General features: G+C 72.3%; 28 protein-coding genes. 15 read left to right on the top strand and 13 right to left on the bottom strand.

All coding sequences use genetic code 11. From position 1 onward, the window contains the following. Window positions 1-274: 274 nt before the first annotated feature. The 5 genes from OG559_RS00865 to OG559_RS00845 form a co-directional block, all read right to left on the bottom strand. On the bottom strand, window positions 275-1,312 hold the full coding sequence (locus tag OG559_RS00865; RefSeq protein WP_405111093.1) for a helix-turn-helix domain-containing protein: 1,038 nt from the start codon (window positions 1,310-1,312) through the stop codon (window positions 275-277). A 577-nt stretch (window positions 1,313-1,889) separates the two neighbouring features. Continuing rightward, entirely contained in the window at window positions 1,890-3,056 is a 1,167-nt protein-coding gene (locus OG559_RS00860; protein WP_405116297.1) for an RNA polymerase sigma factor, read from the bottom strand. Between the two features lie 8 nt (window positions 3,057-3,064). After that, window positions 3,065-3,472, bottom strand: coding sequence for a YciI family protein (locus OG559_RS00855; protein WP_405111090.1), 408 nt, complete (start codon window positions 3,470-3,472; stop codon window positions 3,065-3,067). A gap of 424 nt (window positions 3,473-3,896) precedes the next feature. Beyond that, window positions 3,897-5,108, bottom strand: coding sequence for a sensor histidine kinase (locus tag OG559_RS00850; RefSeq protein WP_405111087.1), 1,212 nt, complete (start codon window positions 5,106-5,108; stop codon window positions 3,897-3,899). 44 nt (window positions 5,109-5,152) lie between these two features. After that, window positions 5,153-5,815 (bottom strand): response regulator transcription factor, encoded by a 663-nt coding sequence (locus OG559_RS00845; RefSeq protein WP_405111080.1) that lies wholly within the window; start codon window positions 5,813-5,815, stop codon window positions 5,153-5,155. A 132-nt stretch (window positions 5,816-5,947) separates the two neighbouring features. On the opposite strand from OG559_RS00845, the gene OG559_RS00840 reads away from it, so the two are divergent. Genes OG559_RS00840 through OG559_RS00825 form a run of 4 tightly spaced genes read left to right on the top strand, consistent with a single transcriptional unit; the run spans window position 5,948 to window position 9,571 of the window. Continuing rightward, complete coding sequence (locus tag OG559_RS00840) at window positions 5,948-6,604, top strand: hypothetical protein (protein WP_405111077.1); 657 nt, start codon at window positions 5,948-5,950, stop codon at window positions 6,602-6,604. Window positions 6,605-6,616: 12 nt separating this feature from the next. Beyond that, a complete protein-coding gene (locus OG559_RS00835) occupies window positions 6,617-7,657 on the top strand; it encodes a peptidoglycan-binding protein (RefSeq protein WP_405111074.1) in 1,041 nt (346 codons plus the stop codon). Further along, on the top strand, window positions 7,654-8,355 hold the full coding sequence (locus tag OG559_RS00830) for an ABC transporter ATP-binding protein (RefSeq protein ID WP_405111071.1): 702 nt from the start codon (window positions 7,654-7,656) through the stop codon (window positions 8,353-8,355). The genes OG559_RS00835 and OG559_RS00830 overlap by 4 nt, the downstream gene beginning before the upstream one ends. Next, window positions 8,342-9,571 carry an ABC transporter permease gene (locus OG559_RS00825; protein WP_405111068.1) on the top strand — a complete coding sequence of 410 codons (1,230 nt, stop codon included), beginning with the start codon at window positions 8,342-8,344 and terminating at the stop codon, window positions 9,569-9,571. The genes OG559_RS00830 and OG559_RS00825 overlap by 14 nt, the downstream gene beginning before the upstream one ends. A gap of 64 nt (window positions 9,572-9,635) precedes the next feature. Here the strand turns inward: OG559_RS00825 and OG559_RS00820 are convergent, their stop codons facing one another. The 3 genes from OG559_RS00820 to OG559_RS00810 all read right to left on the bottom strand — a co-directional run bounded on the left by OG559_RS00820 (window position 9,636) and on the right by OG559_RS00810 (window position 12,061). Continuing rightward, window positions 9,636-10,139 carry a hypothetical protein gene (locus OG559_RS00820; protein WP_405111065.1) on the bottom strand — a complete coding sequence of 168 codons (504 nt, stop codon included), beginning with the start codon at window positions 10,137-10,139 and terminating at the stop codon, window positions 9,636-9,638. A gap of 74 nt (window positions 10,140-10,213) precedes the next feature. Continuing rightward, window positions 10,214-11,845 (bottom strand): RecQ family ATP-dependent DNA helicase, encoded by a 1,632-nt coding sequence (locus OG559_RS00815; RefSeq protein WP_405111062.1) that lies wholly within the window; start codon window positions 11,843-11,845, stop codon window positions 10,214-10,216. A gap of 90 nt (window positions 11,846-11,935) precedes the next feature. After that, entirely contained in the window at window positions 11,936-12,061 is a 126-nt protein-coding gene (locus OG559_RS00810) for a hypothetical protein (RefSeq protein ID WP_256371533.1), read from the bottom strand. A 147-nt stretch (window positions 12,062-12,208) separates the two neighbouring features. Between OG559_RS00810 and OG559_RS00805 the strand changes: the two genes are divergently transcribed. Further along, a complete protein-coding gene (locus OG559_RS00805) occupies window positions 12,209-13,750 on the top strand; it encodes a glycoside hydrolase family 3 protein (protein WP_405111059.1) in 1,542 nt (513 codons plus the stop codon). A gap of 149 nt (window positions 13,751-13,899) precedes the next feature. Here OG559_RS00805 and OG559_RS00800 read toward each other — a convergent pair whose 3' ends face one another. Beyond that, entirely contained in the window at window positions 13,900-14,184 is a 285-nt protein-coding gene (locus OG559_RS00800) for a GNAT family N-acetyltransferase (RefSeq protein ID WP_396673927.1), read from the bottom strand. A gap of 149 nt (window positions 14,185-14,333) precedes the next feature. Between OG559_RS00800 and OG559_RS00795 the strand changes: the two genes are divergently transcribed. The 7 genes from OG559_RS00795 to OG559_RS00765 all read left to right on the top strand — a co-directional run bounded on the left by OG559_RS00795 (window position 14,334) and on the right by OG559_RS00765 (window position 18,628). Further along, a complete protein-coding gene (locus tag OG559_RS00795) occupies window positions 14,334-14,699 on the top strand; it encodes a hypothetical protein (RefSeq protein WP_405111056.1) in 366 nt (121 codons plus the stop codon). A gap of 60 nt (window positions 14,700-14,759) precedes the next feature. Further along, window positions 14,760-15,584 carry a DUF1206 domain-containing protein gene (locus OG559_RS00790; protein WP_405111053.1) on the top strand — a complete coding sequence of 275 codons (825 nt, stop codon included), beginning with the start codon at window positions 14,760-14,762 and terminating at the stop codon, window positions 15,582-15,584. An 80-nt stretch (window positions 15,585-15,664) separates the two neighbouring features. After that, window positions 15,665-16,867 (top strand): mechanosensitive ion channel family protein, encoded by a 1,203-nt coding sequence (locus OG559_RS00785; RefSeq protein ID WP_405111050.1) that lies wholly within the window; start codon window positions 15,665-15,667, stop codon window positions 16,865-16,867. A 219-nt stretch (window positions 16,868-17,086) separates the two neighbouring features. Next, window positions 17,087-17,527, top strand: coding sequence for a phage holin family protein (locus OG559_RS00780; protein ID WP_405111047.1), 441 nt, complete (start codon window positions 17,087-17,089; stop codon window positions 17,525-17,527). Continuing rightward, window positions 17,524-17,862, top strand: coding sequence for a DUF3618 domain-containing protein (locus OG559_RS00775; protein ID WP_387019003.1), 339 nt, complete (start codon window positions 17,524-17,526; stop codon window positions 17,860-17,862). Before OG559_RS00780 ends, OG559_RS00775 begins: the two co-directional genes overlap by 4 nt. Next, window positions 17,859-18,131 (top strand): DUF4235 domain-containing protein, encoded by a 273-nt coding sequence (locus OG559_RS00770; RefSeq protein ID WP_161691336.1) that lies wholly within the window; start codon window positions 17,859-17,861, stop codon window positions 18,129-18,131. The genes OG559_RS00775 and OG559_RS00770 overlap by 4 nt, the downstream gene beginning before the upstream one ends. Window positions 18,132-18,424: 293 nt before the next feature. Beyond that, entirely contained in the window at window positions 18,425-18,628 is a 204-nt protein-coding gene (locus OG559_RS00765; protein ID WP_088962828.1) for a cold-shock protein, read from the top strand. A gap of 126 nt (window positions 18,629-18,754) precedes the next feature. Here OG559_RS00765 and OG559_RS00760 read toward each other — a convergent pair whose 3' ends face one another. After that, entirely contained in the window at window positions 18,755-18,949 is a 195-nt protein-coding gene (locus OG559_RS00760; RefSeq protein WP_405111043.1) for a hypothetical protein, read from the bottom strand. An 85-nt stretch (window positions 18,950-19,034) separates the two neighbouring features. Beyond that, on the bottom strand, window positions 19,035-20,018 hold the full coding sequence (locus OG559_RS00755; protein ID WP_405111040.1) for an aldo/keto reductase: 984 nt from the start codon (window positions 20,016-20,018) through the stop codon (window positions 19,035-19,037). Window positions 20,019-20,102: 84 nt separating this feature from the next. Between OG559_RS00755 and OG559_RS00750 the strand changes: the two genes are divergently transcribed. Continuing rightward, window positions 20,103-20,897: a trans-aconitate 2-methyltransferase gene (locus OG559_RS00750; RefSeq protein WP_405111037.1), complete on the top strand. Its 795-nt coding sequence runs from the start codon at window positions 20,103-20,105 to the stop codon at window positions 20,895-20,897. Continuing rightward, a complete protein-coding gene (locus OG559_RS00745) occupies window positions 20,894-21,919 on the top strand; it encodes an adenosine deaminase (RefSeq protein WP_405111034.1) in 1,026 nt (341 codons plus the stop codon). The genes OG559_RS00750 and OG559_RS00745 overlap by 4 nt, the downstream gene beginning before the upstream one ends. Window positions 21,920-22,160: 241 nt before the next feature. On the opposite strand, the gene OG559_RS00740 is transcribed toward OG559_RS00745, so the two are convergent. Together OG559_RS00740 and OG559_RS00735 are read right to left on the bottom strand one after the other, a co-directional pair. Further along, window positions 22,161-23,564, bottom strand: a complete 1,404-nt coding sequence (locus OG559_RS00740) for an ATP-binding protein (protein WP_405111031.1) — start codon at window positions 23,562-23,564, stop codon at window positions 22,161-22,163. A 29-nt stretch (window positions 23,565-23,593) separates the two neighbouring features. Further along, complete coding sequence (locus tag OG559_RS00735) at window positions 23,594-24,283, bottom strand: response regulator transcription factor (protein ID WP_396673918.1); 690 nt, start codon at window positions 24,281-24,283, stop codon at window positions 23,594-23,596. A gap of 72 nt (window positions 24,284-24,355) precedes the next feature. Here OG559_RS00735 and OG559_RS00730 point away from each other — a divergent pair, with 72 nt between their 5' ends. Continuing rightward, window positions 24,356-25,276, top strand: a complete 921-nt coding sequence (locus OG559_RS00730; protein WP_405111028.1) for an ADP-ribosylglycohydrolase family protein — start codon at window positions 24,356-24,358, stop codon at window positions 25,274-25,276. The last annotated feature ends 25 nt before the right edge of the window (window positions 25,277-25,301 follow it).

Below are 25,301 nucleotides of genomic sequence, written 5' to 3'. Positions count from 1 at the left end.
CGGGGCCGGTGACCGACGCACGGGGATCGTCGCGTCGCGCGGCTGGGGACGCGGATGGACGGCACCGGGCGGTCGCCCGCGACGGTGGGCCGCGGACGCCTCGCCACGGCCCCCCGTTACGTGTGGGCCGCCGCCGCGGTGGTCCCGCCCGCCGGCCCGCCCCAGTATCGGTGGGCGGCGGCGGAACCGAGTTGACAGTGGACGCCGGGAGGTTGACGATCCGTGCCGTTGCGGACGGTGCGTCCGGGTAAGCGCCCCGCCGGGCGGTACGGGGTCACTCCGGCGGTGCGGCACCGGCCGTGGGCCGGTCGGGCCGGCCCGTCTCCCGCCACCGGCTCTCCCGGAAGGCGCGCGGGCTGGTGCCGTACGCGGCGCGGAAGGCGCGGCTGAAGTGGGTCTTGTCGCGGAAGCCCCAACGCGCCCCGATGGCCTGGACGGTCTGGTCGCGTAGGAGCGGGTCCGCGAGGTCGCGGCGGCAGCGTTCGAGGCGGCGTCGGCGGATGACGCCGCTGACGGATTCGTCCTGGTCGGCGAAGAGGCGGTGCAGGGTGCGCAGGGCGACGTGGTGGGCGTCGGCGACGGACTGGGGGGACAGGTCCGGGTCGCCGAGATGGCGCTCGACGAAGTCGCGTACCTGGGTGAGCAGGACCTGTTGGCGCATCTCGGTGGGGAGGGCGGCCTCGGCGTCGAGGTGGCGGGCGAGCAGCAGGGAGACCAGGGTGAGGGTGACGTCGGCGAGGTGTGGGGCGTCGGTGGCGCGGAACTGCTCGGGATGACGGGTGATCCTGTGCAGGTGCTGGGCGAGCAGCGCGCCGGGCCCCTGCGTGCCCGAGATCCGCACCGCCGAGAGCCGGTCGACCTTGTCCGAGTCCAGCGGCAGCAGCGCCCGGGAGATGACCACGGTGGCCGAGGCGGCGTCCTCCCGGCCGTGTTGGCGGCTGGCGTGCATGATGTCGTGTGGTCGACCCCAGTCGATGAGCGCGAAGTCACCGCTGCCCATCGCGGTGTCCCGGCGCCGGGCGCTGATCGCGCTGGTGCCGGCGACCGTCAGCGGGATCTGGTAGACCTCCGGGTCGGCCTGGCGGATCAGTCGGGCGGTCCGCCGCCCGATCAGGGACTGGTAGCGGAACCGGGTCAGCTGGATCCCACCGCCCAGGTCGACCAGCCGGGCGCGGCCCCGGAAGTCGGCCGCGTGGTCGCTGGCGAACGCGATCGGCGCGGAGACCCGTGCCGACATGTCGACCCAGAAGGGCCACCGCTCCGCCGGCGGCAGCCCCGCCGTGTCCACCGTCTCGGCCCGCAGTGTGCCCATCACCGACCTCCCCGTGTGGTGCCCGTGCCGGTTTGACGACGCGGCCGGCCGCCTCTCGTCGCCGGTCGGCGCGTCCATCGCCCACGATTCCGTCCGTGACACCGCTCCATTGTCGACACGGAGAGCGGCCGGGCCACCACCGGAGCCCCGCTACGGGTCGTTCCGGTCACGTGCGACTGCCCCGGCCGCCGTACCTCGCTACCGAACCGCTGCTCCGAGGAGGGGGCAAGATCCACGCACTTTCACGGAAAGAGTGGTCATTTCGCGCCCGGAGGCCACTCTTTCCGTGAAAGTGCGGGCCCGACACACCGCGGTGCTGGGTCGGGGAGGCGGTTGCGGGTCTGGGCCAGGGGGAGGTTGGCGCGGTCCTCGGGTCAGGCCGACCAGGGTGGCAGGCGCGCCACATCGGTCGGTGTCGGGCCGCCGAGCGCCACGCCGGCGATCACCGTACGACGACACCGGGCCGGACGGTTCCGGCATGCTCGAGATCCTGCTCGACGACATCGTTCGGTTACCCGATCGCCGCGAGGCAGCGGCGAACTCGGCAAGCCATGCGTGGAGCGACAGCGTATGCCCGTCACGCGCCAGGGACGCCTGTCGGCGACAGAAGGAGGGCGTTGAGCCGGGCGGCCTGGCGCGTCAGGTGGTCGCGCTCGGCGAGGTTGGGTGCCTTCTGGGCTGCCTCGGCGTACAGGCGTGCCGCCGTCGCCAGGGCGCCGTCGCGCTCGTGGAGGTGCGCCGCCACCGCGGCGTGGCGGGGCAGTGAGTCGTTCAGTGCCGCGAGGGCCGCCAGGCCGGCGCGTGGTCCGTCGGCCTCGCCGACGGCCACCGCGCGGTTGAGGCGGACGACCGGGCTGTCGGTCAGGCGCGTGAGCTCGTCGTACCACTCGACGATCTGCACCCAGTCGGTCTCCTCGGCGGTGGGCGCGTCAGCGTGGAGCGCCGCGATGGCGGCCTGGGCCTGGAAATCGCCCAGCCGGTCGCGGGCGAGGGCCGCCTGAAGGATCTCGACGCCCTCGGCGATCGACCTGGTGTCCCACCGGCGGCGGTCCTGCTCGGCGAGCGGCACCAGGCTGCCGTCGGGCGCGGTCCGGGCGGCGCGCCGGGCGTGGTGGAGCAGCATGAGGGCGAGCAGTCCCGCCACCTCGGGGTGGTCGATCGCGGCCGCGAGTTGCCGGGTGAGCCGGATGGCCTCGGCGGCGAGGTCGACGTCGCCGGAGTAGCCCTCGTTGAAGACCAGGTAGAGGACGCGCAGCACGGTGGCGACGCCGCCGGGCTGGTCCAGCCGCACGCCGGAGACGGTGCGCTTGGCCCGGCTGATGCGCTGCGCCATGGTCGCCTCGGGCACCAGGTATGCCTGGGCGATCTGGCGGGTGGTCAGCCCGCCGACGGCGCGCAGCGTGAGCGCGACCGCGGACGACGGTGTCAGCGACGGGTGGGCACACAGGAAGTAGAGCTGGAGCGTGTCGTCCACCGCGGACGTGGGCCCTGGTGCCGGTTCCTCGTCGACGAGGTCCTCACGCCGGCGGCGGGCGGCGTCCGCGCGGGTCGCGTCGAGGAACCGGCGCCAGGCCACGGTGACCAGCCAGCCCTTCGGGTCCCGCGGCGGGTCCGCCGGCCAGACGCGGACCGCCTCGACCAGCGCGTCCTGCACGGCGTCCTCGGCCGCCGCGAAGTCGGCTCCGCGGCGGACGAGGATTCCGAGCACGTTCGGCGTGAGGCTCCGGAGCAGGACCTCGAACACCTGCGAGGTCACTCCGTGATGGTGGGCGGCGCGGCCAGGAACGGGCGCAACTCAAGCCACTCGTGGATCGGCTTCCCGCCTGCCCCGGGGGCGGCCGACAGGTTCCCGGCCAGCTCGACGGCGCGCTCGTAGCTGTCGACGTCGATCACCATCCAGCCGGCGATGAGGTCCTTGGTCTCGGCGAACGGGCCGTCGGTGACCGGCGGGCGACCCTCGCCGTCGTACCGGACGAACGTCCCCTCGGGGGCGAGCGCCTGACCGTCGACGTACTCGCCGGTCCCTTCGAGCCGGGCCGCGAAGTCGTTCATGTACTGCACGTGGGCCGAGATCTCCTCCGGCGTCCACCGGTCCATGGGCACGTCGTTGACCGCAGCCGGAGCGCCGCGGTAGTGCTTGAGCAGCAAATACTTGGCCATCGTGTTTCTCCTCGATGCTGGTGCGACCCATTTTGGTCGTGTTCACCTCGGGGACGAAGCCAGTCCCGAGATCTCGACATCGCGTCCGGATCTTTCCGGGTCCGTAGGTGAACCTGTCGGGGAAGCCTCTGGCGCCGGTGGGGCGTCGGCCATGGCGGTGATCGCCTGTTCGAGGTGGTCCGGGGTGAAGGCGGTGGCGCGCCAGGTGTCGAGCGGGTCGGTGCGGGCTGCCGGGCGGCATAGACCGCTGCGGCACCGGTAAGAACATGGGCATCCGTGTTGATATCTGCGCCTGGGCCGACCCTCACACGGCCGGGGCGGTGGATCCTGGACGAAGCGCCTGCGGGTCGCCGCCGAGTGGCTGTTCCACCTGGCGTGCGCGATGCCGGCGGCCAGCTACATATCGCCTGGCGGAACTTCGGCTTCACGCTCGACTTCGGCGTGACCAGTCTCTGCGCGGCTGGCAGGCGAGGTCCGGTACGTGCGCGTGGACGACGAGGCCGCCGTTCTCTCGGGCGGTGATGGTCAGTGTGCCGTTGTGGCGTTCGATGATGCGCTTCATGATGGCCAGGCCCAGCCCGTAGCCCGGGTTCTGATCCTGTGCGAGCCGAGTGGTTCTGCCGTGGTTGAAGGGTGCGGTGAGATCGTCGATCGTGTCGGGGTCGACGGGCTCCCCGGTGTTTGAGATGGTGATGTCGATGCCGTCGGCGTGGGCCAGGGTTCGGATGCTGACCTGGCCTTTGTCGATGTTGTGTCGCACTGCGTTGATGATGGCATTGCGAAGGAACTGTTCGATCAGCGTCTTGTCAGCGGTGAGCGGCCTGTCCGTTGTTTCGACGGTGATGTCCAGGCCGCGGGTGACGATCAGCCCGTCGAGGTCGGTCAGGGCTTCGCGGATCGCCGCAGCCAAGTCGACCGGCTCTGGTTTCCCCAGCCGGGAAGTCTCGGCGCGGGCGAGATCCAGAAGGGCGTTGAGGATGGTCTCGCTGCGCTTGGTCGCGGTGAGCGCACGGGTGACGGCTGGTTCGAGTTGGGTGGGGACCCGTCCCTGTTCGAGGGGGATTTCGAGGGCCGTGCGGGCCGTGGCGACCGGGGTACGGAGTTCGTGGGAGGCGTTGGCGATGAACTCGCGTTGCCGGGCGAAGGAATCTTCGAGCCGGTCAAGCATCTGGTCGATCGTGTCGCCGAGTTCCTTGATCTCGTCGGTCGGGCCGGGCAGGTTCAGCCGTGCGTCGAGTTGGTGTTGGGTGATGGAACGAGCGGACGAGGTGATGTCGGCGATCCGGGCGAGGGCGGCGCGGGAGAGCCTGGATGCGGCGAAAGCAGCGAAGACGGCGAAGACGGCGAGGATTCCCAGGCACCACCACACGAGGCCGGCGAGTATGTCGTCGCGAAGCGTGACCTGGGTCCGATCAATAACTCCTTGGATTCCCCCCGTTGGCAGCTCGCCGGGGTATGTGACGGAACCCGGTTCGAGTAGCGGGTCGCCGCTCTGCCAAGCAACCACCGTGCCGTCGGTGCCGATGAACTCATTGACCCCGCCGTGCTGAGCGGTGTCGAACAGGTGAGCCACCGCGATATAGACGACGGCGAGCAGGACGATTCCGGCGGTGAGAAACGCGGCGGTGAAGGTCACCGTGAGTCGGGTGCGGAAGCTGTGCAGGCGGGGCGTCCGGCGACTCATGACGGGGCCTCGATTCGATAACCGCGTCCATGCTCAGCGACAATCAGGTCCGGTGTGCCGAGCTTACGGCGGAGGGAGTAGACGGCCATCTTCACGGCGGCGCGTTCGGTGTTGTAGTCCTCGTCCCAGGCATGGTCGATGAGCTGCCGATAGGTCACGAGACCTCCGTTTGCGACAACAAGGGCTTCGAGTACCGCGTACTCCTTGGTGCTGAGGCGCACCGGTATTCCGCGCCGGGTCACCTTCTGCCCAGCAGCGTCCACGATGAGGTCCGCAACGCTGCGGGAGGTATCGCCGGGGTCGAGCCGGCGGGCGAGGGCGTTGATGCGGGCGGTCAGCTCACGGTAGGCGAAGGGCTTCGTCAGGTAGTCGTCCGCACCGAGGTCCAGGCCTTCGACGCGGTCGTCAAGTCCGGCGGCGGCGGTCAGCATGAGAATGCGTACGGGGTGGCGCATGGCCGACAGGGTCCGGCAGACGGTGTCACCGTCGAGGATGGGCAGGTTGCGGTCCAGCACCATCACCTCCGGATCGCTGAGCTGAATCCGGCTGAGCGCGGTCGCGCCGTCGTGAGCGACGTCGACCGTGTACCCATCGGCGCGTAGCCCCTCGGCCAGGCTCGTGGCGAGGTCGATCTCGTCCTCCACGATCAGCACTCTCATCACCCCATTGTCCGGCCGGACGGTAAGGAAACGGTCAGGAACGCGCTGACCGTTCGCTGACCGCCGACCGTCTAGAACTTCTCCTGACCGATCCCGCGACACCGGGATGCAACCCGTCAGTGAGGACGAACCATGTTCAGCAACGACCACCGGCCAGCCACGACGAGGCTGCTCGTCGCGGGCGCCGCGCTTGCCGCGGCTCTCACCCTTGCCGGCTGCACGTCCACGCCCAAGGTGCCTTCCGCCGGCGACGTACCCGTAGGTAAGGGTGATGCGAAGGCGGCGGCGGAAGCGTACGCGGGCTGTTTGCGCGCCGAAGGGGTGCAGAACGTGATGGTCGGGCCGGACGGCTATGTCGGACCCGGTATCTCGATTGATTCCGCTCAGGGAAACAGCAGCCCTGGCGCGGTCCAGTTTGACGCGGCAGCGGCCGAACTCTTCGCGGCTGCCGAAAAGGTCTGCCGGGCGAAGGTGTCCCGGTACGAGCCGCCACGCAACGGCGACGGGCTCGACCCGGCCCTGGCCGAGGCGTCTCGTGCGTTCGCGAAGTGTGCCAGGGAGAACGGCATCGCGGCCTTTCCGGACCCGGAAGGTGCGTCCGCGGAGATGGCAGTGCCGGCCGGGACGACGAAGGAACAGTTCTTCGCCATGTTCACGTCATGCAAGAAGACGATCGTGCCGGACGGTGACAAGAAGGGCACGTTCGTTGCCCCGAACTTCACGGGCGCGTTCGACGCAGCCTGGAGCGAGGAACTGTACTCCCGCATTATCGACGGCGCGAACTCCTAGGCGAGGCGAGCAGTGCGAAGCCGTACCCGCGTCGCCGCCGCGGCCGTCGTCCTGGTGCTCGGTGCTGTGGCTGCCGCCTACGTATGGCAACCCTGGCGCAGGGACGCCGCCGTGCCGGGCCCGAAGATGAACACCCAGACGATCGTGCGAGAGGCATTGACGTCGAACACGATCCTGAATGCGCAGCTCAGCTACGGCGACCCGGACACTCTCATCGGTGGCGGCGGTGGCATCCTCACGGCGCTGCCGCCCCCCGGGAAGGTGGTCAAGGTTGGTCAACGCGTCTACGAGACGGACGGGCGACCCGTCGTGCTCCTGAAAGGCGCCCGGCCATTCTGGCGCGAGCTCAGAGCCGGAGTTTCCCCGGGCGAGGACGTGCGCCAACTCGAACGGAATCTCGTCAAGCTGGGCTTCAGTGTGGGCCTCACCGTGGACGACACGTTCACCCGGTCCACCGCCCTGGCGATCAAACGCTGGCAGGAGTCCCTCCGCGTCAAACCCACCGGTGTGTTCGCCCCGGGCGATGCCGTTGTCACCCAGGCGAATGCGATCCGGGTCGAGACCATTCACGTGAAGCTCGGGGCATCCGCTGACGGCGATATCCTCGACTACACCGACACCACCGTCCACGCGGTCGCCAACCTCAGCACCGCGCAGGCCGGATCGTTGATGCCGGGGAAACCGGTGACCGTAGCCCTGCCCGACGGGTCGACCATCGGCGCTCAGATCACCCAGATCCAGAAGAACCGCGGGTCCGACAAGGACGGAAAACGATTGCCGGACCGTGCGGTGATTGAATTCGCCGACCAGTCGGCGGTCTCAGGGATCGGCCTCTCCGCAGTGCGGGTCACCATCCCCAGTGACACCGTCGATGGAGCCCTCGTCGTACCGGTCACCGCGCTCCTCGCCTTGGCCGACGGTGGGTACGGCGTCGAAGTGCTCCGGAACGGAAGGCGGGTCCTCGTACCCGTGAAGGTGGGACTGGTCGCCGATTCCCGGCTACAGATCACCGGGGACATCAAGGAAGGGGAGGAGGTGGTGGCGGCGCCATGACCGAATTCGTCCTCACCGTCGAGGAGGTGTCCAAGACGTATCCGACAGACCCGCCGACGCACGCAATCAGCGCAGCCAACCTTACGGTGCGTGCCGGGGAGTCGGTCGCGATCGTGGGACCGTCCGGGTCGGGCAAGTCCACTCTGCTCTCAATCATGGGCACCCTTGAGGACCCCACCAGCGGAACGGTGCGTCTGCGGGGCTTCCCGGTCGCTCGACTCGGCGATGCGCAGCGTGCGGCACTGCGGGCACGACACATCGGTTTTGTCTTCCAACAGTTCCACCTCATCCCCACCCTCACGGCCGAGAAGAATGTCGCGACCGGGCTGCTCTACACCGGCGCCGGACACGCCGAACGCCTCCGTCAGGCCCGAGACGCTCTCGAAGCCGTCGGGCTGGCCCACCGAACCCGGTATCGGCCCGGACAGCTTTCCGGAGGTGAGAAGCAGCGTGTGGCGATTGCCCGCGCACTCGTCAAGCGACCGAGCATCGTGTTCGCCGACGAACCCACCGGTGCCCTCGACACGGCCACCGGGGAGAGCATCATCCGTCTCCTCAGTGAGATTGCCGGTTCCGGAACGGCGGTCATCGTCATCACCCATGACCACGCCATAGCCGACACAATGCCGCGCCGTGTCCGAATCCTCGACGGCCGCATCACCACCGATACGGGGTGCCCACCGCATGAGCAACTCTGACCTTCATCCGATCCGGATTCGCATCCGCGACCTCCTCGACGACGCCACCGCCGGAACCTGGGCAAGGCCGCTGCGCACCGTCCTGTCGTCCATCGGGATTGCGATCGGCATCGCCGCACTCGTCGCCATCACCGGCGTCGCCGGCTCCAACAAGGCCCAGTATCTGAACGAACTCGATGGCATGGGCGCGAACCTGCTCACCGTCGAGCCCGGGAAGGACACGGACGACAAGACCGTACCGCTGCCCGACACGGCGCTGGAGATGATCGAACGCATCGCCCCCGTCACGAATGCCGCCGCGGTATATGCCGTACCCGAGACGGTGCGCGCCTATCGCACCGATCGCGTCCCGATCAACCAGACCAGGGGGCTGCTCGTCCAGGCCGCAGGCCCCGGTCTCCCGGCAGCGATCGACGCCGACCTGGCCTGGGGGCAGTGGTTCAGCAACGCCAGCCGCATCCTCCCGGCCGTCGTGCTCGGATCGCAAGCCGCCACGACGCTCGGCATCGCCTACCCCGGACAGCGCATCTGGGTCGCCGACCAATGGCACTCTGTCATCGGTGTTCTGCGCCCGGTCGTCCTCGCGGACGGTATCGACCACGCTGTCTTCCTCGGCGATGACTGGACCGAAGACGCCATCTGGCCACAATTCACCGACACGACCGGCGCCACACCAGGCAGCATCGCCATGATCTACGTCAACACCCACCCCGGCACCGCCGCTCAGGTGCGTCCCGTACTCGCCGGTACCGCCAATCCCGCCGCACCCCAGTACGTCGGAGTGTCCCAGCTCTCCGACTATGCCGACATGCGCGAACTTGCCGACACCAGCCTCAGCAACCTCGCCACGGCCCTTGCCGCAATCGCGCTCCTGATCGGTGGGGTCGGCATCGCCAACACCATGATCGTCGCCGTCATCGAACGTCGCGGCGAAATCGGACTCCGGCTCGCCCTCGGAGCGCGACGCACACATATCGCCGCTCAATTCATCTTCGAAGCGCTTACTCTCGCCGCCATCGGCGCGACCATCGGCATCAGCACCGGCATCCTGGTCACCATCGGCTATGCCGCAGTCAACGCGCAAGCCGCAGCTCTTCCCATCACCGCGATCGTCGCGGCACCCGCGCTCGCTCTCACTGTCGGGATCGTCGCCGGGGCCTACCCCGCCTGGCGGGCCACCCGGCTTGCACCCAACGAAGCACTCCGCACAGCCTGACGGGGCGCAAGCGGGCCAGCCCGGCCGCCCCCGGTGCGGGGACGGCCGTCGTGACGCCTCAGGTTCAGTCGTTGAGAACCTGGGAGAGCCGGTCGCGGAACCGCCGCTCGGAGTCGCTCACCTGGTCGCCGCCGAGGCCGAGGATGCCGCCGCTGGACGCCGCGCCCACCACGTGCTCGGTGATCTTCATCAGCCAGTGCTTGTAGGCGCCGGCCTCGCCCTCGTCGACCTTGGTGGCCAGCAGCCGGGCCGCCGAGGCCGCCCGGTTCAGCACGTCCTCGATCATCGCCCGCGGGTCGGCCGGCACGATCACCGGCAGCTCCTCGCCGGCCTCCGGGTCGCCCACCCGGGACACGATCTCGCCGGCCACGGCGGCGACCAGGGGACTGGCCGACTCCCGGCCGGCGGCGATGGTCTCCAGACCCGCGGCGTTCTCGGCCATGGTGCGACGGGCGCTGTCGTGCTCGGCGACGCTCGCCGCGTTGAGCACCGCCTGCGGCAGGCCGACCAGCAGCCCCCACTCCTCGTCGGAGAAACCGAACCCGGTGTACGCCGGCTGCTCGATCACGTCCACGCTCCTCTCATCCTGGTCTCACTCGGCTCGACCGCCACCGCACCCCGGTCGCCGGGGCCCGGCTCAGGCTAGTCGAGGGTCAACAGCCCTTGTTCGGACACCACGCGCACCGACAGCGTCTTGTAGCCGACCTCTTCGAAGAGCACCGTCATCCGGTCGTCCTCGTAACTGAGCACCATGCCCGGCCCCCACTCCGGGTGCCGCACCTGGCTGTGCACCGGGAACGGCCCGCTGGCGCCGTCGCCGGCGACGCTCGTGCCGGCCAGGCAGTTGTCGCAGTGTTCGCACACCTTCGTCATCTGCTCGCCGAAGTACGCCAGCAGCGTCTGCCCCCGGCAGCCGGTGGTCTCGGCGAAGGCCCGCATCATGTCGGTCCGGGACCGGGTCACGGTCTGCTGGCGTTCCGCCTCGGCCCGCGCGGCCTCGCCGGCCTCGGCCGGCGTGGGGGAGTACCGGGGCGCGCCGATCCGCTGCTTCGACCGCGGCTCGGCGGCGCCGATCTGCTCCAGCAGGGCGAGGTACTGCCCGAGCTTGCGCGGCCCCAGGCCGGTCAGCTCCCGCAGCTCCTTCTTCGTGGCCGGCTTCTTGCGCAGCAGGGCGGCCAGGTCGCACAGCTCGGTGGCGTCCGGCAGGCCGCCGGAGAAGAAGCGTTGCAGGCCGACGTCCTCGGCCTGCCAGAGCAGCAGCACCCGGGCCGGCTCCCCATCACGTCCGGCCCGGCCGATCTCCTGGAAGTAGCTGTCCGGCGAGTCGGGCAGGGCCATGTGCACCACCCAGGCGATGTTGGGCTTGTCGATGCCCATGCCGAACGCGGAGGTGGCCACCATGATCGGCACCTGGTCGGCGAGGAACGCCGTGTGCAGCTCGCCGCGCGCCCCGGCGGGCATGCCGCCGTGGTAGTACTGCGACGGGTAGCCGGCATCCGTGAGTCGGCCGGCCAGCTCCTCGGCCGCGCGCCGGGTCGGCACGTAGATGATCCCGGGGCGCTGGTCCTCGTTCAGCAGCGCGATCAGCCGCCGCCACCGGTAGTCCTCGGTGGGGCAGTGCGCCACCTCGAGGAAGAGGTTCGGCCGGTCCAGCCCGGAGACCACCACCTCGGCGTCGCGCAGCCGCAGCCGGGCGATGATGTCGTCGCGGACCGGCGGCGAGGCGGTGGCGGTCAGCGCGACCACCGGCGGCCGGCCGATGCCGTCGATGAGGTGGCCCAGCGCCAGGTAGTCGGGGCGGAAGTCGTGCCCCCACGCCGAGATGCAGTGCGCCTCGTCGATCGCCACGAGCGCCGGCTTGAGTGACTTCACCTCCGCCATCCGGTCCGGGTTGGCGAGCTGCTCCGGAGTGATGAACAGGAACTCCGCCCGGCCGTCGCGGATCTCGGCGATCGCCTCCGCCTGCTGGGCGGCGGTCTCGTCGGAGCTGATCCGTACCGCCCGTAGCTCCGGGCGTCGGCGTTCGTTGAGCGCCGCGATCTGGTCCTGCTGGAGGGCGAGCAGCGGGGAGATCACCACGGTCGGGCCGGGGATCAGACTGGCCGGGATCTGGTAGATCGCCGACTTGCCGGCACCGGTGGGCAGCACCACCAGGGCGTCGCGTCGCTTCATCACCGCGCGCATGGCGGCGAGCTGGTTGGGCCGCAGGGCGGTCCAACCGAACAGGCTGCGCGCCGCGCGGCGCAGCGTCATCGAGTGCGTTGACAGTTTCATCGAGGGCCGGAGGTACCCGACGCGATCAGCGGCGAAACCCCACGGCAGGAGCGTGTCGGCCCGTGGGGCTACGACCGGCGACCGCGGGGGTCAGCGCCGGCGGAACATCGCCCGGATGGCGGCGAGCAGGAGCAGGCCGCCGACGACCAGGCCGAGCAGCCGAACACCGGGTACGTCGGCCGCGCTGGTCGCGTCGGCGAGGGGCGGCAGTGGCATGTGGGAACTCTCCCACGTGGGGCGGCTCCGCGCCACGGATTAACAGTAAGGTTTATTGACTATTAGTGGTGCCCGGTGTGACCATGGCATGCACCGCCGCGACCCGCGGCCGGTCCGAAACGGGAAAGACGGGGGTACGGCAGCCGCATGAGCAGCACACCGACGGGAAAACTGGCGAGCCTGGCGGCCGCTGTCCTGCAACCGGGATTCGTCGGCACCACCCCACCGCCCTGGGTCTGCCGGTGGCTCGGCGAAGGGCTCGGCTCGGTGGTCCTCTTCGCCCGCAACATCGTCGACCTCGACCAGGTCGCCGCGCTCACCGCGGCTCTGCGCGCGGAGCGGCCCGACGTGGTGGTCGGCATCGACGAGGAGGCCGGCGACGTCACCCGGATCGAGTCCGGCCGGGGCAGCTCCCGCCCCGGCAACTTCGCCCTCGGCGCGGTCGACGACCCGGAGCTGACCCACGAGGTGGCCCGCGACCTCGGCCGCGAGCTGGCCTCGGTCGGCGTCACCCTCAACTACGCCCCGGACGCCGACGTCAACTCCAACCCGGCCAACCCGGTCATCGGGGTCCGCGCCTTCGGGGCCGATCCGGTCCTGGTCGCCCGGCACACCTCCGCCTGGATCCGGGGGCTGCAGTCCAGCGGGGTGGCGGCCTGCGCCAAGCACTTCCCCGGCCACGGCGACACCCGCGTCGACTCGCACCACGACCTGCCCCGCATCGGCGGCACCCGGCAACAGCTCGACGCCGCCGAGCTGGTCCCGTTCCGGGCCGCCGTGGCGGCCGGGGTGCGGGCGGTGATGACCGGCCACCTGCTCGTCCCGGCGCTGGACCCGGAACTGCCGGCCACGCTCAGCCCGCGCATCCTCGGCGGCCTGCTCCGCGACGAGCTCGGCTTCACCGGTGTGGTGGTCACCGACGCGGTGGAGATGCGCGCGGTCGCCGACCGGTACGGCTTCGCCGGGTCGGCCGTGCGCGCCCTTGCCGCCGGCGCGGACGCGATCTGCGTCGGCGGGGAGCGGGCCGACGAGGACTCCGCCCGCGAGCTGCGCGACGCCATCGTCGCCGCCGTCGTGGCCGGCGAGCTGCCCGAGGAGCGGCTGGCCGAGGCGGCCCAGCGGGTCGGTCAGCTGGCGAGCTGGACGACGACGGCCCAGGCCGCCGCTCCGGCCCGCTCCGGCGTCGCGGTCGGCGGCTCCCTGGTCGGGCTGGCCGCCGCCCGCCGGGCGGTCCGGGTGACCGCGCGCACCGGCGCCGAGGCGGCGCTGCCCCTGGTCACCGCCCCGCACGTGGTCGAGTTCGAGCCGCCGCGCAACATCGCGATCGGCCAGGAGACCCCGTGGGGGGTTGCCGCGCCCCTCGCCGGCCTGCTCACCGGCACCACCTCGGTACGCCTCGGCGAGGCCGACCTGCCCGCCGACCCGACCGCCGGGGCGGCCGGCCGGCCGCTCGTGCTGGTCGTCCGTGACCTGCACCGGCACGAATGGATGCGCGCCGCCGTGGGGCGGGCCATCGCCGCCCGCCCCGACGCGGTGGTGGTCGAACTGGGCGTGCCCGTGCTGGTCGCCGGGGTGGTGCACGTGGCCACCCACGGCGCTACCCGGTCCGCGGCCCGCGCCGCCGCCGAGCTGCTCGCCGGCACCCTCGCCGCGCCGCTGGCCGGCCTTGGGCGGCCAATCGCCGGCTGAGGTCCGACGCCGGCTGGCGGCCCGTCGCCGGCTGGCGGCCCGTCGCCGGCTGGCGGCCCGTCGCCGGCTGGCGGCCCGTCGCCGGCTGGCGGCCCATCGCCCGGCGGCCCGTCACGCCGTGGGCGGGTCGGTCGGGCGCGCCCGCCGGTTCAGGCGGAGATGACCAGGTCCGCGTACTCCGGGTGGCGTTCGATGAACGCGGCCATGAACGGGCACCTGGGCGACACCCGGCCGCCACGCTCGCGGACCTGGTCCAGGGTGGCCCGCATCAGCGCGGATCCGACCCCCATGTTCTGGAACCCGGGGTCGACCTCGGTGTGGGTGAAGACCAGCACCTCGCCCCGGGGCAGGTACGCGGTGAACCCGGCCAGCGCGTCGTCGACCAGGATCTCGAAGCGGCGGCGGGCGGGGTTGTCCTCGACCAGGATGCTCACCCGGCCATTCTGCCCCGGGCCCCGGCCAACTGGTCCAGTTCGGCCAGCAACCGGTCCACCTCGTCGGTCGGAAACCGGGGTGCGAAGACGTTGAGCAGGGCGATTGCGTGCCGGGCGGGCGTTCGCGCGGATCTCGTACCCTTGATCGGGTGACGAACCGACCCGGTACCCCCCCGTCCACCCCCACCCGCCGGGCCGTCGGCCTGCTGGCCGGCCTGGCGCTCGGCGTCGCCCTGCTCGCCGGCTGCAGCAGCGAGGGCGCCTCCACCGACTGCGGCCTGGACGCCTGCACGGTCACCTTCGACCGTGGCGTCGAGGCCAGCGCCACCATCCTCGGCGTCGAGGCCAAACTGGTCGGCGCCCAGGGCGACCAGGTGACCGTCGAGGTCGCCGGCGAACAGCTGTCGCTGACCGTCGGCCAGCAGGCCACCGAGGTCGGCGGCTTCGCCGTCACCCTGGACAGCGTCACCGACCAGGAGGTCAAGATCCGCGTCTCGCGTAATCCCGGCAACTAGCGACGCCGCGGCGGCGGTGGCCGACGTTTGGGAATCTCCGCAATCGGAGATTGTGGCGCCATGTCACTCACCCGGAACGCCGAAGCCACCGCCTCGCAGGCCGCGAACAGCCGGTGGCTCGAACTACTCGCCCGGGCCGGCTTCATCGGCTACGGCGTCGTGCACCTGCTGATCGCCTGGCTCGCCCTGCAGATTGCCTTCGGCAGCTCGGGCGGCAAGAGCGGCGACCAGTCCGGTGCGCTGAGCACCCTGGCGGAGAAGCCGATGGGTAAGTTCCTCTGCGTCGCCATCGCCGTCGGCATGCTCGCCATGGCGATCTGGCAGGCGCTGGAGGCCGCCGTCGGCCACCAGGCCGAGCGCGGCAAGGAGCGGATCTTCGAGCGCGTCGCCTCCGTCGCCCGTGCCCTGGTCTACCTCTACTTCGCCTGGACCGCCTGGAAGGTCTTCTCCAACGCCGGCGCCAGCAACGCCGACCAGTCGGAGGCGCTGACCGGCAAGCTGATGACCTCCTCCGGCGGACGCTGGCTGGTCGGACTGGCCGGCCTGGTGCTCGCCGCCATCGGCATCGGCCTGGTGATCTACGGGTGGAAGAAGAAGTTCGAGAAGCGCCTGAAGACCGGGGAGATGAACGCCCACACCCGGACCCTGGCCCGCCGGCTCGGCATGGCCGGCTACATCGCCAAGGGCGTCGCGTACGGCATCGCCGGCCTGCTGGTCGTGCTGGCCGCCGTCAACTACGACCCGGAGAAGGCCCGCGGCCTCGACGCCGCGTTGCGCACGCTGCGCGACCAGTCCTACGGCCCGGTGCTGCTGGTCCTGGTCGCCCTCGGCATCGCCTGCTACGGCGTCTACTGCTTCCTCCAGTCCCGGTACCGCAAGGTCTGACCTGGTCGGATCGGGAAACAGCGGGCACCATTGGGCCTTTGCCCGGATCCGGGGTGCCCGCTGGAGGGAGAGAGATACCTGTGCAGAGCTACCTCACGACGGTCGTCGCCGCGCTCGCCGCGGCGGCGATCGCCCTTTTCCTGGTCGAGGTGGTGCACCGCGCGACCCGGCGATTCGGCCGGGGCTCGCTGCTGATGACCGAGCTGACCGACCACACGCACCGCTCGTTCCAGGTCGCCGCGACCGTCGTCGCCGTGCAGTTCGCCGTCCGGCTCTCCACCGGCTACGCCGTCGGCACGCAGTGGCGGCAGGTGGTGCTGCACATGCTGGTGCTCGCCGTCATCGCCGCCGCGGCCTGGCTGGTCGCCTCGCTGCTGGTGGCGGTCGAGGACGTGGCGCTGGCCCGGTTCCGGGTCGACGTGCCGAACAACCGGCACGCCCGCCGGGTGCGTACCCAGGTGGTGATGCTGCGCCGGCTGACCATCGCGGTGATCGTGATCCTGACCGTCGGCGTGATGCTGATGACCTTCCCCAGCGTCCGGGGCATCGGGGCCGGCGTGCTGACCTCCGCCGGCGTGGTCGGCGTGGTCGCCGCGTTGGCCGCGCAGAGCCTGCTCGGCAACGTCTTCGCCGGGCTCCAGCTCGCCTTCAGCGACGCGGTACGCCTGGACGACGTGGTGGTGGTCGAGGGGGAGTGGGGCCGGATCGAGGAGCTGACCCTCAGCTACGTGGTCGTGCAGATCTGGGACGACCGCCGGCTGATCCTGCCCACCTCGTACTTCACCAGCAGGCCCTTCCAGAACTGGACCCGGACCGAGGCTGCGGTGCTGGGCACCGCCGAGTTCGACGTCGACTGGTCGGTCAACGTGCAGGCGATGCGCGAGGAGCTGCGCCGGCTGGCGGAGAGCAGCGACCTGTGGGACGGCCGGGTGTGCGTACTCCAGGTGACCGACGCCACCGGCGGCCTGGTCAAGGTCCGCGCCCTGGTCAGCGCGGCGGACGCCGGCAGTCTGTGGGACCTGCGCTGCCTGGTGCGCGAGCACCTGGTCGGCTGGGTCCGCGACCACCGCCCGACCGCCCTGCCCCGGATGCGCGCCGAGGTCGGCGACTCCTCCGGCGCCCTGCCCTGGCAGTCGGTGCAGCCCCGGCGCCCGGTCCGCCGGCCGGCAGACACCGACGTCCCCGACGACGCCCGGGTCTTCGGCGGCAGCGACGACGGCGCGGCCCGCAGCGAAGCCTTCATCGGCCCCGACGACGCCCTCACCCCGACCCACACCCGATGAATGCGGTGATCAAGAGGTCTGCGTCGGGATCTGCGGTCCGGCGACGCAGACCTCTTGATCACCGTGGGCCGGGCGTGGGCCGGCGGGGTGGGGCTGGGTTTGGGGCGGCGGGTTCTGGGGACTGGTGCGCGGGGTGGTCGGTGTTACTGGCTGCACCGCGCAGGATTGACGGGCGGCGGCTCCGGGCATACAGCGCGGTGATGATGAAAGGAGGACAGCATGGCTGACGTCGCGAATCACCGCACGTCTCGGACCGGGAGCGGGAGCGAGCCGTCCACCGCGGAACTGGTGCAGCGGGCCACGGAGCAGGTCTCGCGCCTCGTCCGGGACGAGCTCGCGCTGGCCCGGGCGGAACTGACGCAGAAGGGCAAGCACGCCGGCATCGGGATCGGCCTGTTCGGCGGTGGCGGGGCCCTGGCGCTTTACGGGCTCGGCGCACTGGTCGCCGCCGTGATCCTGCTACTGGCGCTGGTCATGCCCGCGTGGCTGGGCGCGCTGATCGTGGCGGTGGCGCTCTTCCTGCTGGCCGGGATCCTCGCACTGGTCGGCAAGAAGCAGGTCAGCCAGGCGGTTCCGCCGGTTCCGGCCGCGACGGTACGCAGCCTCCGGGCGGACGTGGACACCGTGACCGCCGCGGTCCGGGACAGGGGACGGGCATGACGGGCAACGGGGCCGGCGACACCGAGGGGCTCCGCGAGGAGATCCGGCGGACCAGGGTGGAGTTGGGCGAGACGATGGAGGCGCTGGCCGCCAAGGCCGACGTCAAGGCCCGCCTGAGGTCCTCCGCCGAGCAGGCGAAGGGCCGGATGCGGGAGCAGGCCGCGCAGACGGTGGCCCGGGTGCGGGAGCAGGCCGCGCAGGGGGCCGGAGTGGCCCGGGAGGGGGCGTCCACCGCCGGTGCGGGGCTGCGCGGCCCGGTGCCGTGGGCGGCCGTCGCCGCCGGCGCGGTGGCTACGATGATCGTGTTGTTGATCGTTCGGGGGAGGAACAGGTGAGCAGGGGCATCGGCAAGGCCGCGTACAAGCCGGTCGGGGTGCTGCTCGGCGTGGCCGCCGGTACGGTCGCGGGCGCGATCTTCCGGCAGGTCTGGAAGGCGACCGCGGGCGACGGCGAGGCCCCGAGCGCCACCGACGAGGACCGTGGCTGGGGCGAGATCCTGGCCGCCGCCGCCCTCCAGGGCGCGATCTTCGCGGTGGTCCGGGCCGCCGTGGACCGGGGCGGGGCGGCCGGCGTGCGCCGACTGACCGGCCGCTGGCCCGATTGACCCGCCGGCACCATGCGAAAGGGCCCCTTTCCGGTACGTGGGAAAGGGCCCTTTCGCTCGGGGCGCGACCCGTCCGGGCCGGAATTCGAGCGTCCTTCGGGTCACCTTTCCGAGGATCTCTTCGGGTACGCTGTGCGAAGTTTTCGCTACGTGGTTCGCTGTCCCACGCTGTTGCGAGAAGGCGTGGGTTGAGAGAAGTCTCCTGCACAGGGGGCCGCCTCAGGCGCCGCTGCTCGAAAACGGCCAATCGGCCGCACGGCGTGCTCGGCCGCCAGTTTTAGAAGGAGATTCACATGGCGCAGGGAACCGTGAAGTGGTTCAACGCAGACAAGGGCTTCGGCTTCATCACCGTCGACGGCGGGGGTGCTGACGTGTTCGTCCACTTCTCGGCGATCCAGTCCAGCGGCTACCGTTCGCTGGAGGAGAACCAGCGGGTGGAGTTCGAGATCGCCCAGGGTCAGAAGGGCCCGCAGGCTGAGCAGGTCCGCCCGATCTGAGCAGCCGTGGCCGGCGTGCCGGCCGAGGCCGGGTGATCCGCCCGGATCACAGTGAAACCCCGCGTCCTGTCCGGGATGCGGGGTTTTCCGTTGCCCCGGGACCCGTGCCCTCGGTGGGGGGAGCGGTCAGGGCCGGCGGCGGCTGCGCAGGCCGCGCCAGGTCGTCACGAGTCCGATCAGGACCAGCAGTGGGCCGAGCAGCGCCCAGATCCACTGGTCGGTCATGATGCTGCCGCCGACGTAGCCGAGGCCCTGCACCGTCCAGACGGCGCCCACGACCATGGCGAGCAGGCCGAGGGTGAGCGGAAGCCACCCCTTCATCGCGTTCCTCCTTCGCCGACCGGCCGGGCCCGTCCAGCATGCGCGTCGTCACCGAGCTGGGCGAACACCGCCGCCCCCGGGCGGGTCACCACCGGTCGTGCACCTGCGGCCGGACCAGCTCGTCGTAGGTGTGCCGGACGACGGCCAGCTCCTCGGTGGACAGCGACGGCAGGCCGGCGGTGGCGGCGTTGCGCCGGGCCTGGTCGGTGTCGCGGGCACCGGGGATGACCACGGTGACGCCCGGCTGGTCGACCACCCAGCGCAGCGCGAACTGGGCCAGGGTGCGGCCCGTCCGGGCCAGCGGGGCGAGCCGGCGCACGGCGGCCAGCCCGGTGTCGAGGTCGACCCCGGAGAAGGTCTCCCCGACGTCGAACGACTCGCCGCGCCGGTTGAAGGTGCGGTGGTCGTCGGCGGGAAAGGTGGTGTGCTCGTCGTACCGACCGGAGAGCAGGCCGCTGGCCAGCGGCACCCGCGCGATGATGCCCACCCCCGCGGCTGAGGCGGCCGGCAGCACCCGCTCCAGGGGCTTGAGCCGCAGCGCGTTCAGGATGATCTGGACGCTGGCCACGCCTGGCCGGGCGATCGCGGTGAGCGCCTGGTCGCAGGTCTCCACGCTGACCCCGTACCCGGCGATGCGTCCGGCCGCGACGAGGTCGTCCAGGGCGTCGAAGACCCGGTCGTCTCCGAACACCGCCGTGGGCGGGCAGTGCAGCTGCACCAGGTCCAGGGTGTCCACACCGAGGTTGGCCCGGGACCGGTCGGTCCAGGCCCGGAAGTTCTCCGCGGTGTACGCCTCCGGCCGCTGCTCGACCCGGCGGCCCATCTTGGTCGCCACGGTCAGTCCCGCGTCGGGCCGGCTCCTCAGGAACCGGCCGATGAGCTGCTCGCTGCGCCCGTCGCCGTACACGTCGGCGGTGTCGACGAACGTGACGCCGGAGTCCACAGCGGCGGCCAGCACGGCCAGCGCGTCGGCCTCGTCGACCCGACCCCAGTCCGCGCCGAGCTGCCAGGTGCCGAGGCCGACCACGCCGACGGACCGCCCGAGCCGGGGGAGGGTGCGCTGCTGCATGCCCCGAGCCTAGTGATCGGCTTGCCCGGTCGTGCGGCGGGCCGTACCGTTCAACAAGACGAACGTACGGTTTGGGGGGCGACGATGTGGGACCCGGCGGCGTACCTGCGCTACGACGACGAGCGGGGGCGGCCCTTCCACGACCTGGTCGCCCGGGTCCCGGTCGGGCGGGCCAGGGCCGTCGTCGACCTCGGCTGCGGTCCCGGCACGCTCACCGCCACCCTGGCCGCCCGCTGGCCGGGTGCCCGGATCACCGGCCTCGACTCGTCGGCGGAGATGATCGACCGGGCCGCAGCCCTGGGCGCACCGGTCGACTTCGCGGTCGGCGACGTGCGCGACTGGCGCCCCGCCCCCGACGTCGACGTGGTGGTCAGCAACGCGGTGCTCCAGTGGGTGCCGGGGCACCGGGAACTGCTGACCCGGTGGGCCGGCGAACTGCCCGCCGGGGCCTGGCTCGCCGTGCAGGTGCCGGGAAACTTCGAGGCCCCGTCGCACCGGGCGCTGCGGGAGGTGGCCGGGGCGGGGCCGTGGGCCACCGAGCTGACCCCGCTGCTGCGCGAGGCCCCGGTCGACGAGCCGGTCGGCTACGCCAGGCTGCTGACCGACGCCGGCTGCGCGGTCGACGCCTGGGAGACCACGTACGTGCATCAGCTCCCGGCCCCGGCGCACGCCGAGCACCCGGTGCTGACCTGGATGGAAGGCACCGCGCTGCGCCCGGTCCGGGCGGCGCTCGACGACGCGGGGTGGGCCGACTTCCGCGCCGAGTTGCGGGCGCGCCTCGCGGCGGCCTACCCGGCCCGGCGGAATCTGGTGTACTTCCCCTTCCGCCGGCTCTTCGTCGTCGCCCGGACCGACGCCAGCGCAAGGGAGAAATTGTGATCGATCTGTCCACCTTCATCGCCGGACTGCCCAAGGTGGAGCTGCACGTGCACCACGTCGGCTCGGCGTCGCCGCGGATCGTGGCCGAGCTGGCCGCCCGGCACGCCGGACGCAGCCCGGTGCCGGCGGACCCGGACGCCCTCGCCGACTACTTCGCCTTCCGGGACTTCGCCCACTTCATCGAGGTCTACCTCAGCGTCGTGGACCTGATCCGTGATCCCGAGGACGTCTGGATCCTCACCCACGAGGTCGCCCGCGAGCTGGCCCGCCAGCAGGTCCGGTACGCCGAGCTGACCGTCACCCCGTACTCGCACGTGCGCCGGGGCATCCCCGCGCCGGCGTTCTGCGAGGCGATCGAGGACGCCCGGAAACGGGCCGAGGTCGACTTCGGCATCGCGCTGCGCTGGTGCTTCGACATCCCGGGCGAGGCGGGGCTGCCGGCCGCCGAGGAGACCCTGCGGATCTGCCTGGAGGAACGCCCCGACGGGCTGATCAGCTTCGGCCTGGGTGGCCCCGAGATCGGGGTGCCCCGACCGCAGTTCAAGCCGTACTTCGACCAGGCCCGGGCGGCCGGGCTGCACTCGGTGCCGCATGCCGGGGAGACCACCGGCCCGCAGACCGTCTGGGACGCGCTGCGCGACCTCGGCGCGGAGCGGATCGGCCACGGCATCTCCGCCGCCGAGGACCCGGAGCTGCTCGCCCACCTCGCGGAGCGGCGGATCGCCCTGGAGGTCTGCCCGACCTCCAACCTGCGCACCCGGGCGGTCGCCTCCCTCGACGAGCACCCGCTGCCCCGACTCGTCGAGGCGGGTGTGCTGGTCACCATCAACTCCGACGACCCGCCGATGTTCGGCACCACCCTCGACAACGAGTACGCGGTGGCCGCCCGGCTGCTCGGGGTCGGCCCCGAGGGAGTGGCCGCGCTGGCCACCGACGCGGTGAACGCCGCGTTCCTCGATCCGGGGGAGAAGTCACGGCTCACCGCCGAGATCGACGGCTACCTGGCCGCGGCGACCCGCTGACCCGCCGGCGCCAGGCGGTCGGCGTCCGGGGTCGTGGGGCCGGCGCGCGCGGCGGGAGCCGGTTGTGGGGGGACCGTACTCCCGCCGCGTGCACGGACTCCACCGGCCAGTTGGTGGATCCGGGGGCGGCCGGTGGAACTGGTGGGTTCGCCCCCGGATCCTGTCAGGTCGCGCCCGGCCCGCCGGTGCCGTTAATCCGAATCTAAGAAAGACTTGTGTCTGCCCACAGGCTGCGGGGCGGTCAGCCGTCCGTGGGGCGTTGCCGGGGCCAGCGGCGGCCCCCGCTCTTCTGCTCCCGCGCCTCCCGGGCCATCCGGCCGACCAGGCCGAAGCGGCTGACCTGCCGCGGGGTGGCCTCCGGGTCGGCCAGCAGCATCACCACGCTGGCCCCGCCGAGCCGGGCCCGGTCGATGCTCACCGACCCGTTGGCCTGCAAGGCCACCCGCTTGGCGATGTCCAGGCCGAGCCCCGTGGAGCCCTGGTCGCTGGTTCCCCGCCGCAGCGCCCGGTCCGGGTTGGCGATGCCCGGGCCGGCGTCGTCGATGCGGATCGCCACGTATCCGTCCCGGCGGGAGACCGCGAGCTCGAACGCGGTGCCCTGCGGGGTGTAGCGGAACACGTTGCCGATCACCGCGTCGAGGGCGGCGGCCAGCTCGGCCCGGGGCACGGGCGCCGGGATGCGCAGCTGCGCCCCGCTGACCCGGTGCGGCCGGTTCTGGTCACCCGCGAGGGCCGACCAGAACACCATCCGGTCCCGGACCACCTCGCTGACGTCGCACATCGCCGGGCCGGCCTCGTGGGCGACCGTCTTGCGGGTCGTCTTGATCAGCACGTCGATCTCGCCCTCGAGGGTCACGATGGCCTGCCGGATCCGCCGGATGGTGCGCCGCCGGTCCAGCTCCGCCTCCGTGAACGAGCCCACGCTGGTGTCGTCGGAGTCCAGCCCCTCGGCGTCCAGCCGCAGCACCGTCAGGGGCGTGCGCAGCCGGTGCGACAGGTCCGCCACCAGTTCCCGCTCGTCGGTGCGCGCCGCCGCCATCCGGTCCGCCATCCGGTTGAACGCGTAGCCGGCCTCGGCCAACTCGCGCGGGCCGCTCGGCTCGACGTGTACCCCGAGGTCGCCGTCGCCCACCGCGAGAGCGGCCTTCACCAGCCCCCGGGTCGAGTCGACCGCGCGGGCGGCCACCCGGTCCACCACCAGCACGGCGGCCCCGACCAGGGCCACCGCCACCGCGGCCAGCAGCAGCCAGCGGCCCCCGGAGCCCTCATCGAGCGCGGAGTCCGGCACGAACACCTCGACCACGACCACCGTGTCGCCGAGCACCACCGGATCCAGCCGGAGCGCCCCGCCGGGCACGTCGACGATCACCGAGCGCCGGTCCGCGGTGGCCCTGGCCAGCGCCGCCGCGTCGGCCCGGCCGGCCGGCGCGGCGCCGTCCAGCCCGTGCACCACCGGTCGGGTCGCCGGGTCCGCGCCGCTGGCCTCCACCGCGCGCCGCACCGCCGCCGGCTCGGTGCTGACCGCGAGCGCGCCGGTGACCAGTGCGCCGCGCCGGGCGGCGTCGGCGAGGGCCTCCTGACGGGTCTGCTCGCCCAGGCTGATGCCGAGGGGGACCAGGAACGCCAGCGCGACGAGCGCGCACATGCCGGCCGTGAGCCAGGCCAGCGCGACCCTCAGTCCGGGGCCACCAACCGGAAGCCGACCCCCCGCACGGTGCGCAGGTAGCGCGGCTTCGCCGCGGACTCGCCCATTTTGCGACGCAGCCAGTACAGGTGAACGTCGATGGTCTGGTCCTCGCCGACCGATGGCTGGTGCCATACCTCCTCCAAGAGTTCCCGGCGGGAAACCACCCGCCCCGGTCGGGCGGCGAGATACGCCAGCAGGTCGAATTCCTTGCGGGTCAGCGCGAGCGCCATCCCGTCGAGCTGGGCGCTGCGCTCGCCGACGTCCACCCGCAGGCCGCCGACGGTGTGCACGGCCGGCTGCACCGTCCGGCTGGCCCGGCCGGCCCGGCGCAGCACCGTGGTGATCCGGGCGTCCAGGTGCGCGCCGGTGAACGGCTTGACCATGTAGTCGTCGGCGCCCGCCCGCAGCAGGCGCACCACCGACTGCTCGTCGTCGCGGGCGGTGGCGATGATGATCGGCACGTCGGTGATGCCGCGCAGCATCCGCAGCGCGTCCGAGCCGTCCAGGTCCGGCAGGCCGAGGTCGAGCACCACCAAATCGGGGGTCTCCGCGGCCACCCGGCGCAGCGCGTCCAGCGCCGTGCCGACGGCGTGCACGGCGTGCCCCCGGTCGGCGAGGGACCGCAGCATCGCGCCGCGTACGACGTGGTCGTCTTCGACCAGGAGCACCGTGGCCACGTCAGCACCGTACTCGGCAGGGCAAGTAGACGCGTTGCGGCGCACCCGCGAACCGGGCAAGCTGGTACGACCATGTCCTTCACGCTCTTCCCGGACACCCGACTGGCGCTCGCCCGGGACAGCCTCGCCGGGCTCTCCGTCGGCGACGCCCTCGGCTCCCAGTTCTTCGTGCCGGGGCATCGGCCCGGGGACCTCGCCGCCGGCCGGCTCCCCGCGCCGCCCTGGCAGTGGACCGACGACACCGAGATGGCGTGCTCCGTGCTGGCCGAGCTGGCCGGCGCAGGGGAGGTCGACCGGGACCGGCTGGCGCTGGCGTTCGCGCACCGGTGCGAACCGTACCGCGGCTACGGCCCCGGGGCGGTGACCATCCTGCGCCTGATCCGCGCCGGCACGCCCTGGCCCGTCGCCGCGGCCTCCGCGTTCGACGGGCAGGGCTCGTGCGGCAACGGCGCGGCGATGCGGGTCGGGCCGCTCGGGGCGTGGTTCGCCGACTCGACCCGGCGGGCCGCGGCCCAGGCCCGGGCGTCCGCCGAGGTCACCCACGCCCACCCGGAGGGAATCGCCGGCGCGGTGGCGGTGGCGGTGGCCGCCGCCCTGGCCGCCCGGGCCCGCCTCGACGGGGCCCGCCCGCCGCCGTCGCGGCTGCTCGCCGCGGTGGCCGCCGCCCTCGACCCGGGCGGCCAGGTGCACCAGGGGGTACGCCGGGCCGCCGCCCTGCTGGACCGCCCGGTGGCCGTCGCCGCCGACGCGCTCGGTAACGGCTCCCGGGTGACGGCGCAGGACACCGTCCCGTTCACGCTCTGGGTCGCCGCCGCGCGCCTCGACGACTACCCGGCCGCGGTCCGGGCGTGCGTCGAGGCGGGCGGGGACGTGGACACCACGGCGGCGATCGTCGGCGCGGTGGTGGCCGCCCACACCGGCGTCGGCTCGCCGGGCGGGGTGCCCGCCGACTGGCTCGCCGCCCGCGAGCCGCTGCCCGACTGGGCGGGCTGACCACCCCGCCCGGCCCGGTCGCGGG

The organism is Micromonospora sp. NBC_01405 (genome assembly GCF_045040155.1).
Lineage (GTDB): Bacteria > Actinomycetota > Actinomycetes > Mycobacteriales > Micromonosporaceae > Micromonospora.
This window is presented reverse-complemented; position numbering and strand designations above follow the sequence as displayed.

Bases quoted from the DNA above. Each gene is read 5' to 3' on its own strand.
- OG559_RS00865 (WP_405111093.1), bottom strand. From the start codon at position 1,312: ATGGGCACACTGCGGGCCGAGACGGTGGACACGGCGGGGCTGCCGCCG.
- OG559_RS00855 (WP_405111090.1), bottom strand. From the start codon at position 3,472: ATGGCCAAGTATTTGCTGCTCAAGCACTACCGCGGCGCTCCGGCTGCG.
- OG559_RS00845 (WP_405111080.1), bottom strand. From the start codon at position 5,815: ATGAGAGTGCTGATCGTGGAGGACGAGATCGACCTCGCCACGAGCCTG.
- OG559_RS00840 (WP_405111077.1), top strand. From the start codon at position 5,948: ATGTTCAGCAACGACCACCGGCCAGCCACGACGAGGCTGCTCGTCGCG.
- OG559_RS00830 (WP_405111071.1), top strand. From the start codon at position 7,654: ATGACCGAATTCGTCCTCACCGTCGAGGAGGTGTCCAAGACGTATCCG.
- OG559_RS00825 (WP_405111068.1), top strand. From the start codon at position 8,342: ATGAGCAACTCTGACCTTCATCCGATCCGGATTCGCATCCGCGACCTC.
- OG559_RS00815 (WP_405111062.1), bottom strand. From the start codon at position 11,845: ATGAAACTGTCAACGCACTCGATGACGCTGCGCCGCGCGGCGCGCAGC.
- OG559_RS00810 (WP_256371533.1), bottom strand. From the start codon at position 12,061: ATGCCACTGCCGCCCCTCGCCGACGCGACCAGCGCGGCCGACGTACCC.
- OG559_RS00805 (WP_405111059.1), top strand. From the start codon at position 12,209: ATGAGCAGCACACCGACGGGAAAACTGGCGAGCCTGGCGGCCGCTGTC.
- OG559_RS00790 (WP_405111053.1), top strand. From the start codon at position 14,760: ATGTCACTCACCCGGAACGCCGAAGCCACCGCCTCGCAGGCCGCGAAC.
- OG559_RS00780 (WP_405111047.1), top strand. From the start codon at position 17,087: ATGGCTGACGTCGCGAATCACCGCACGTCTCGGACCGGGAGCGGGAGC.
- OG559_RS00775 (WP_387019003.1), top strand. From the start codon at position 17,524: ATGACGGGCAACGGGGCCGGCGACACCGAGGGGCTCCGCGAGGAGATC.
- OG559_RS00765 (WP_088962828.1), top strand. From the start codon at position 18,425: ATGGCGCAGGGAACCGTGAAGTGGTTCAACGCAGACAAGGGCTTCGGC.
- OG559_RS00760 (WP_405111043.1), bottom strand. From the start codon at position 18,949: ATGAAGGGGTGGCTTCCGCTCACCCTCGGCCTGCTCGCCATGGTCGTG.
- OG559_RS00755 (WP_405111040.1), bottom strand. From the start codon at position 20,018: ATGCAGCAGCGCACCCTCCCCCGGCTCGGGCGGTCCGTCGGCGTGGTC.
- OG559_RS00750 (WP_405111037.1), top strand. From the start codon at position 20,103: ATGTGGGACCCGGCGGCGTACCTGCGCTACGACGACGAGCGGGGGCGG.
- OG559_RS00740 (WP_405111031.1), bottom strand. From the start codon at position 23,564: ATGTGCGCGCTCGTCGCGCTGGCGTTCCTGGTCCCCCTCGGCATCAGC.
- OG559_RS00730 (WP_405111028.1), top strand. From the start codon at position 24,356: ATGTCCTTCACGCTCTTCCCGGACACCCGACTGGCGCTCGCCCGGGAC.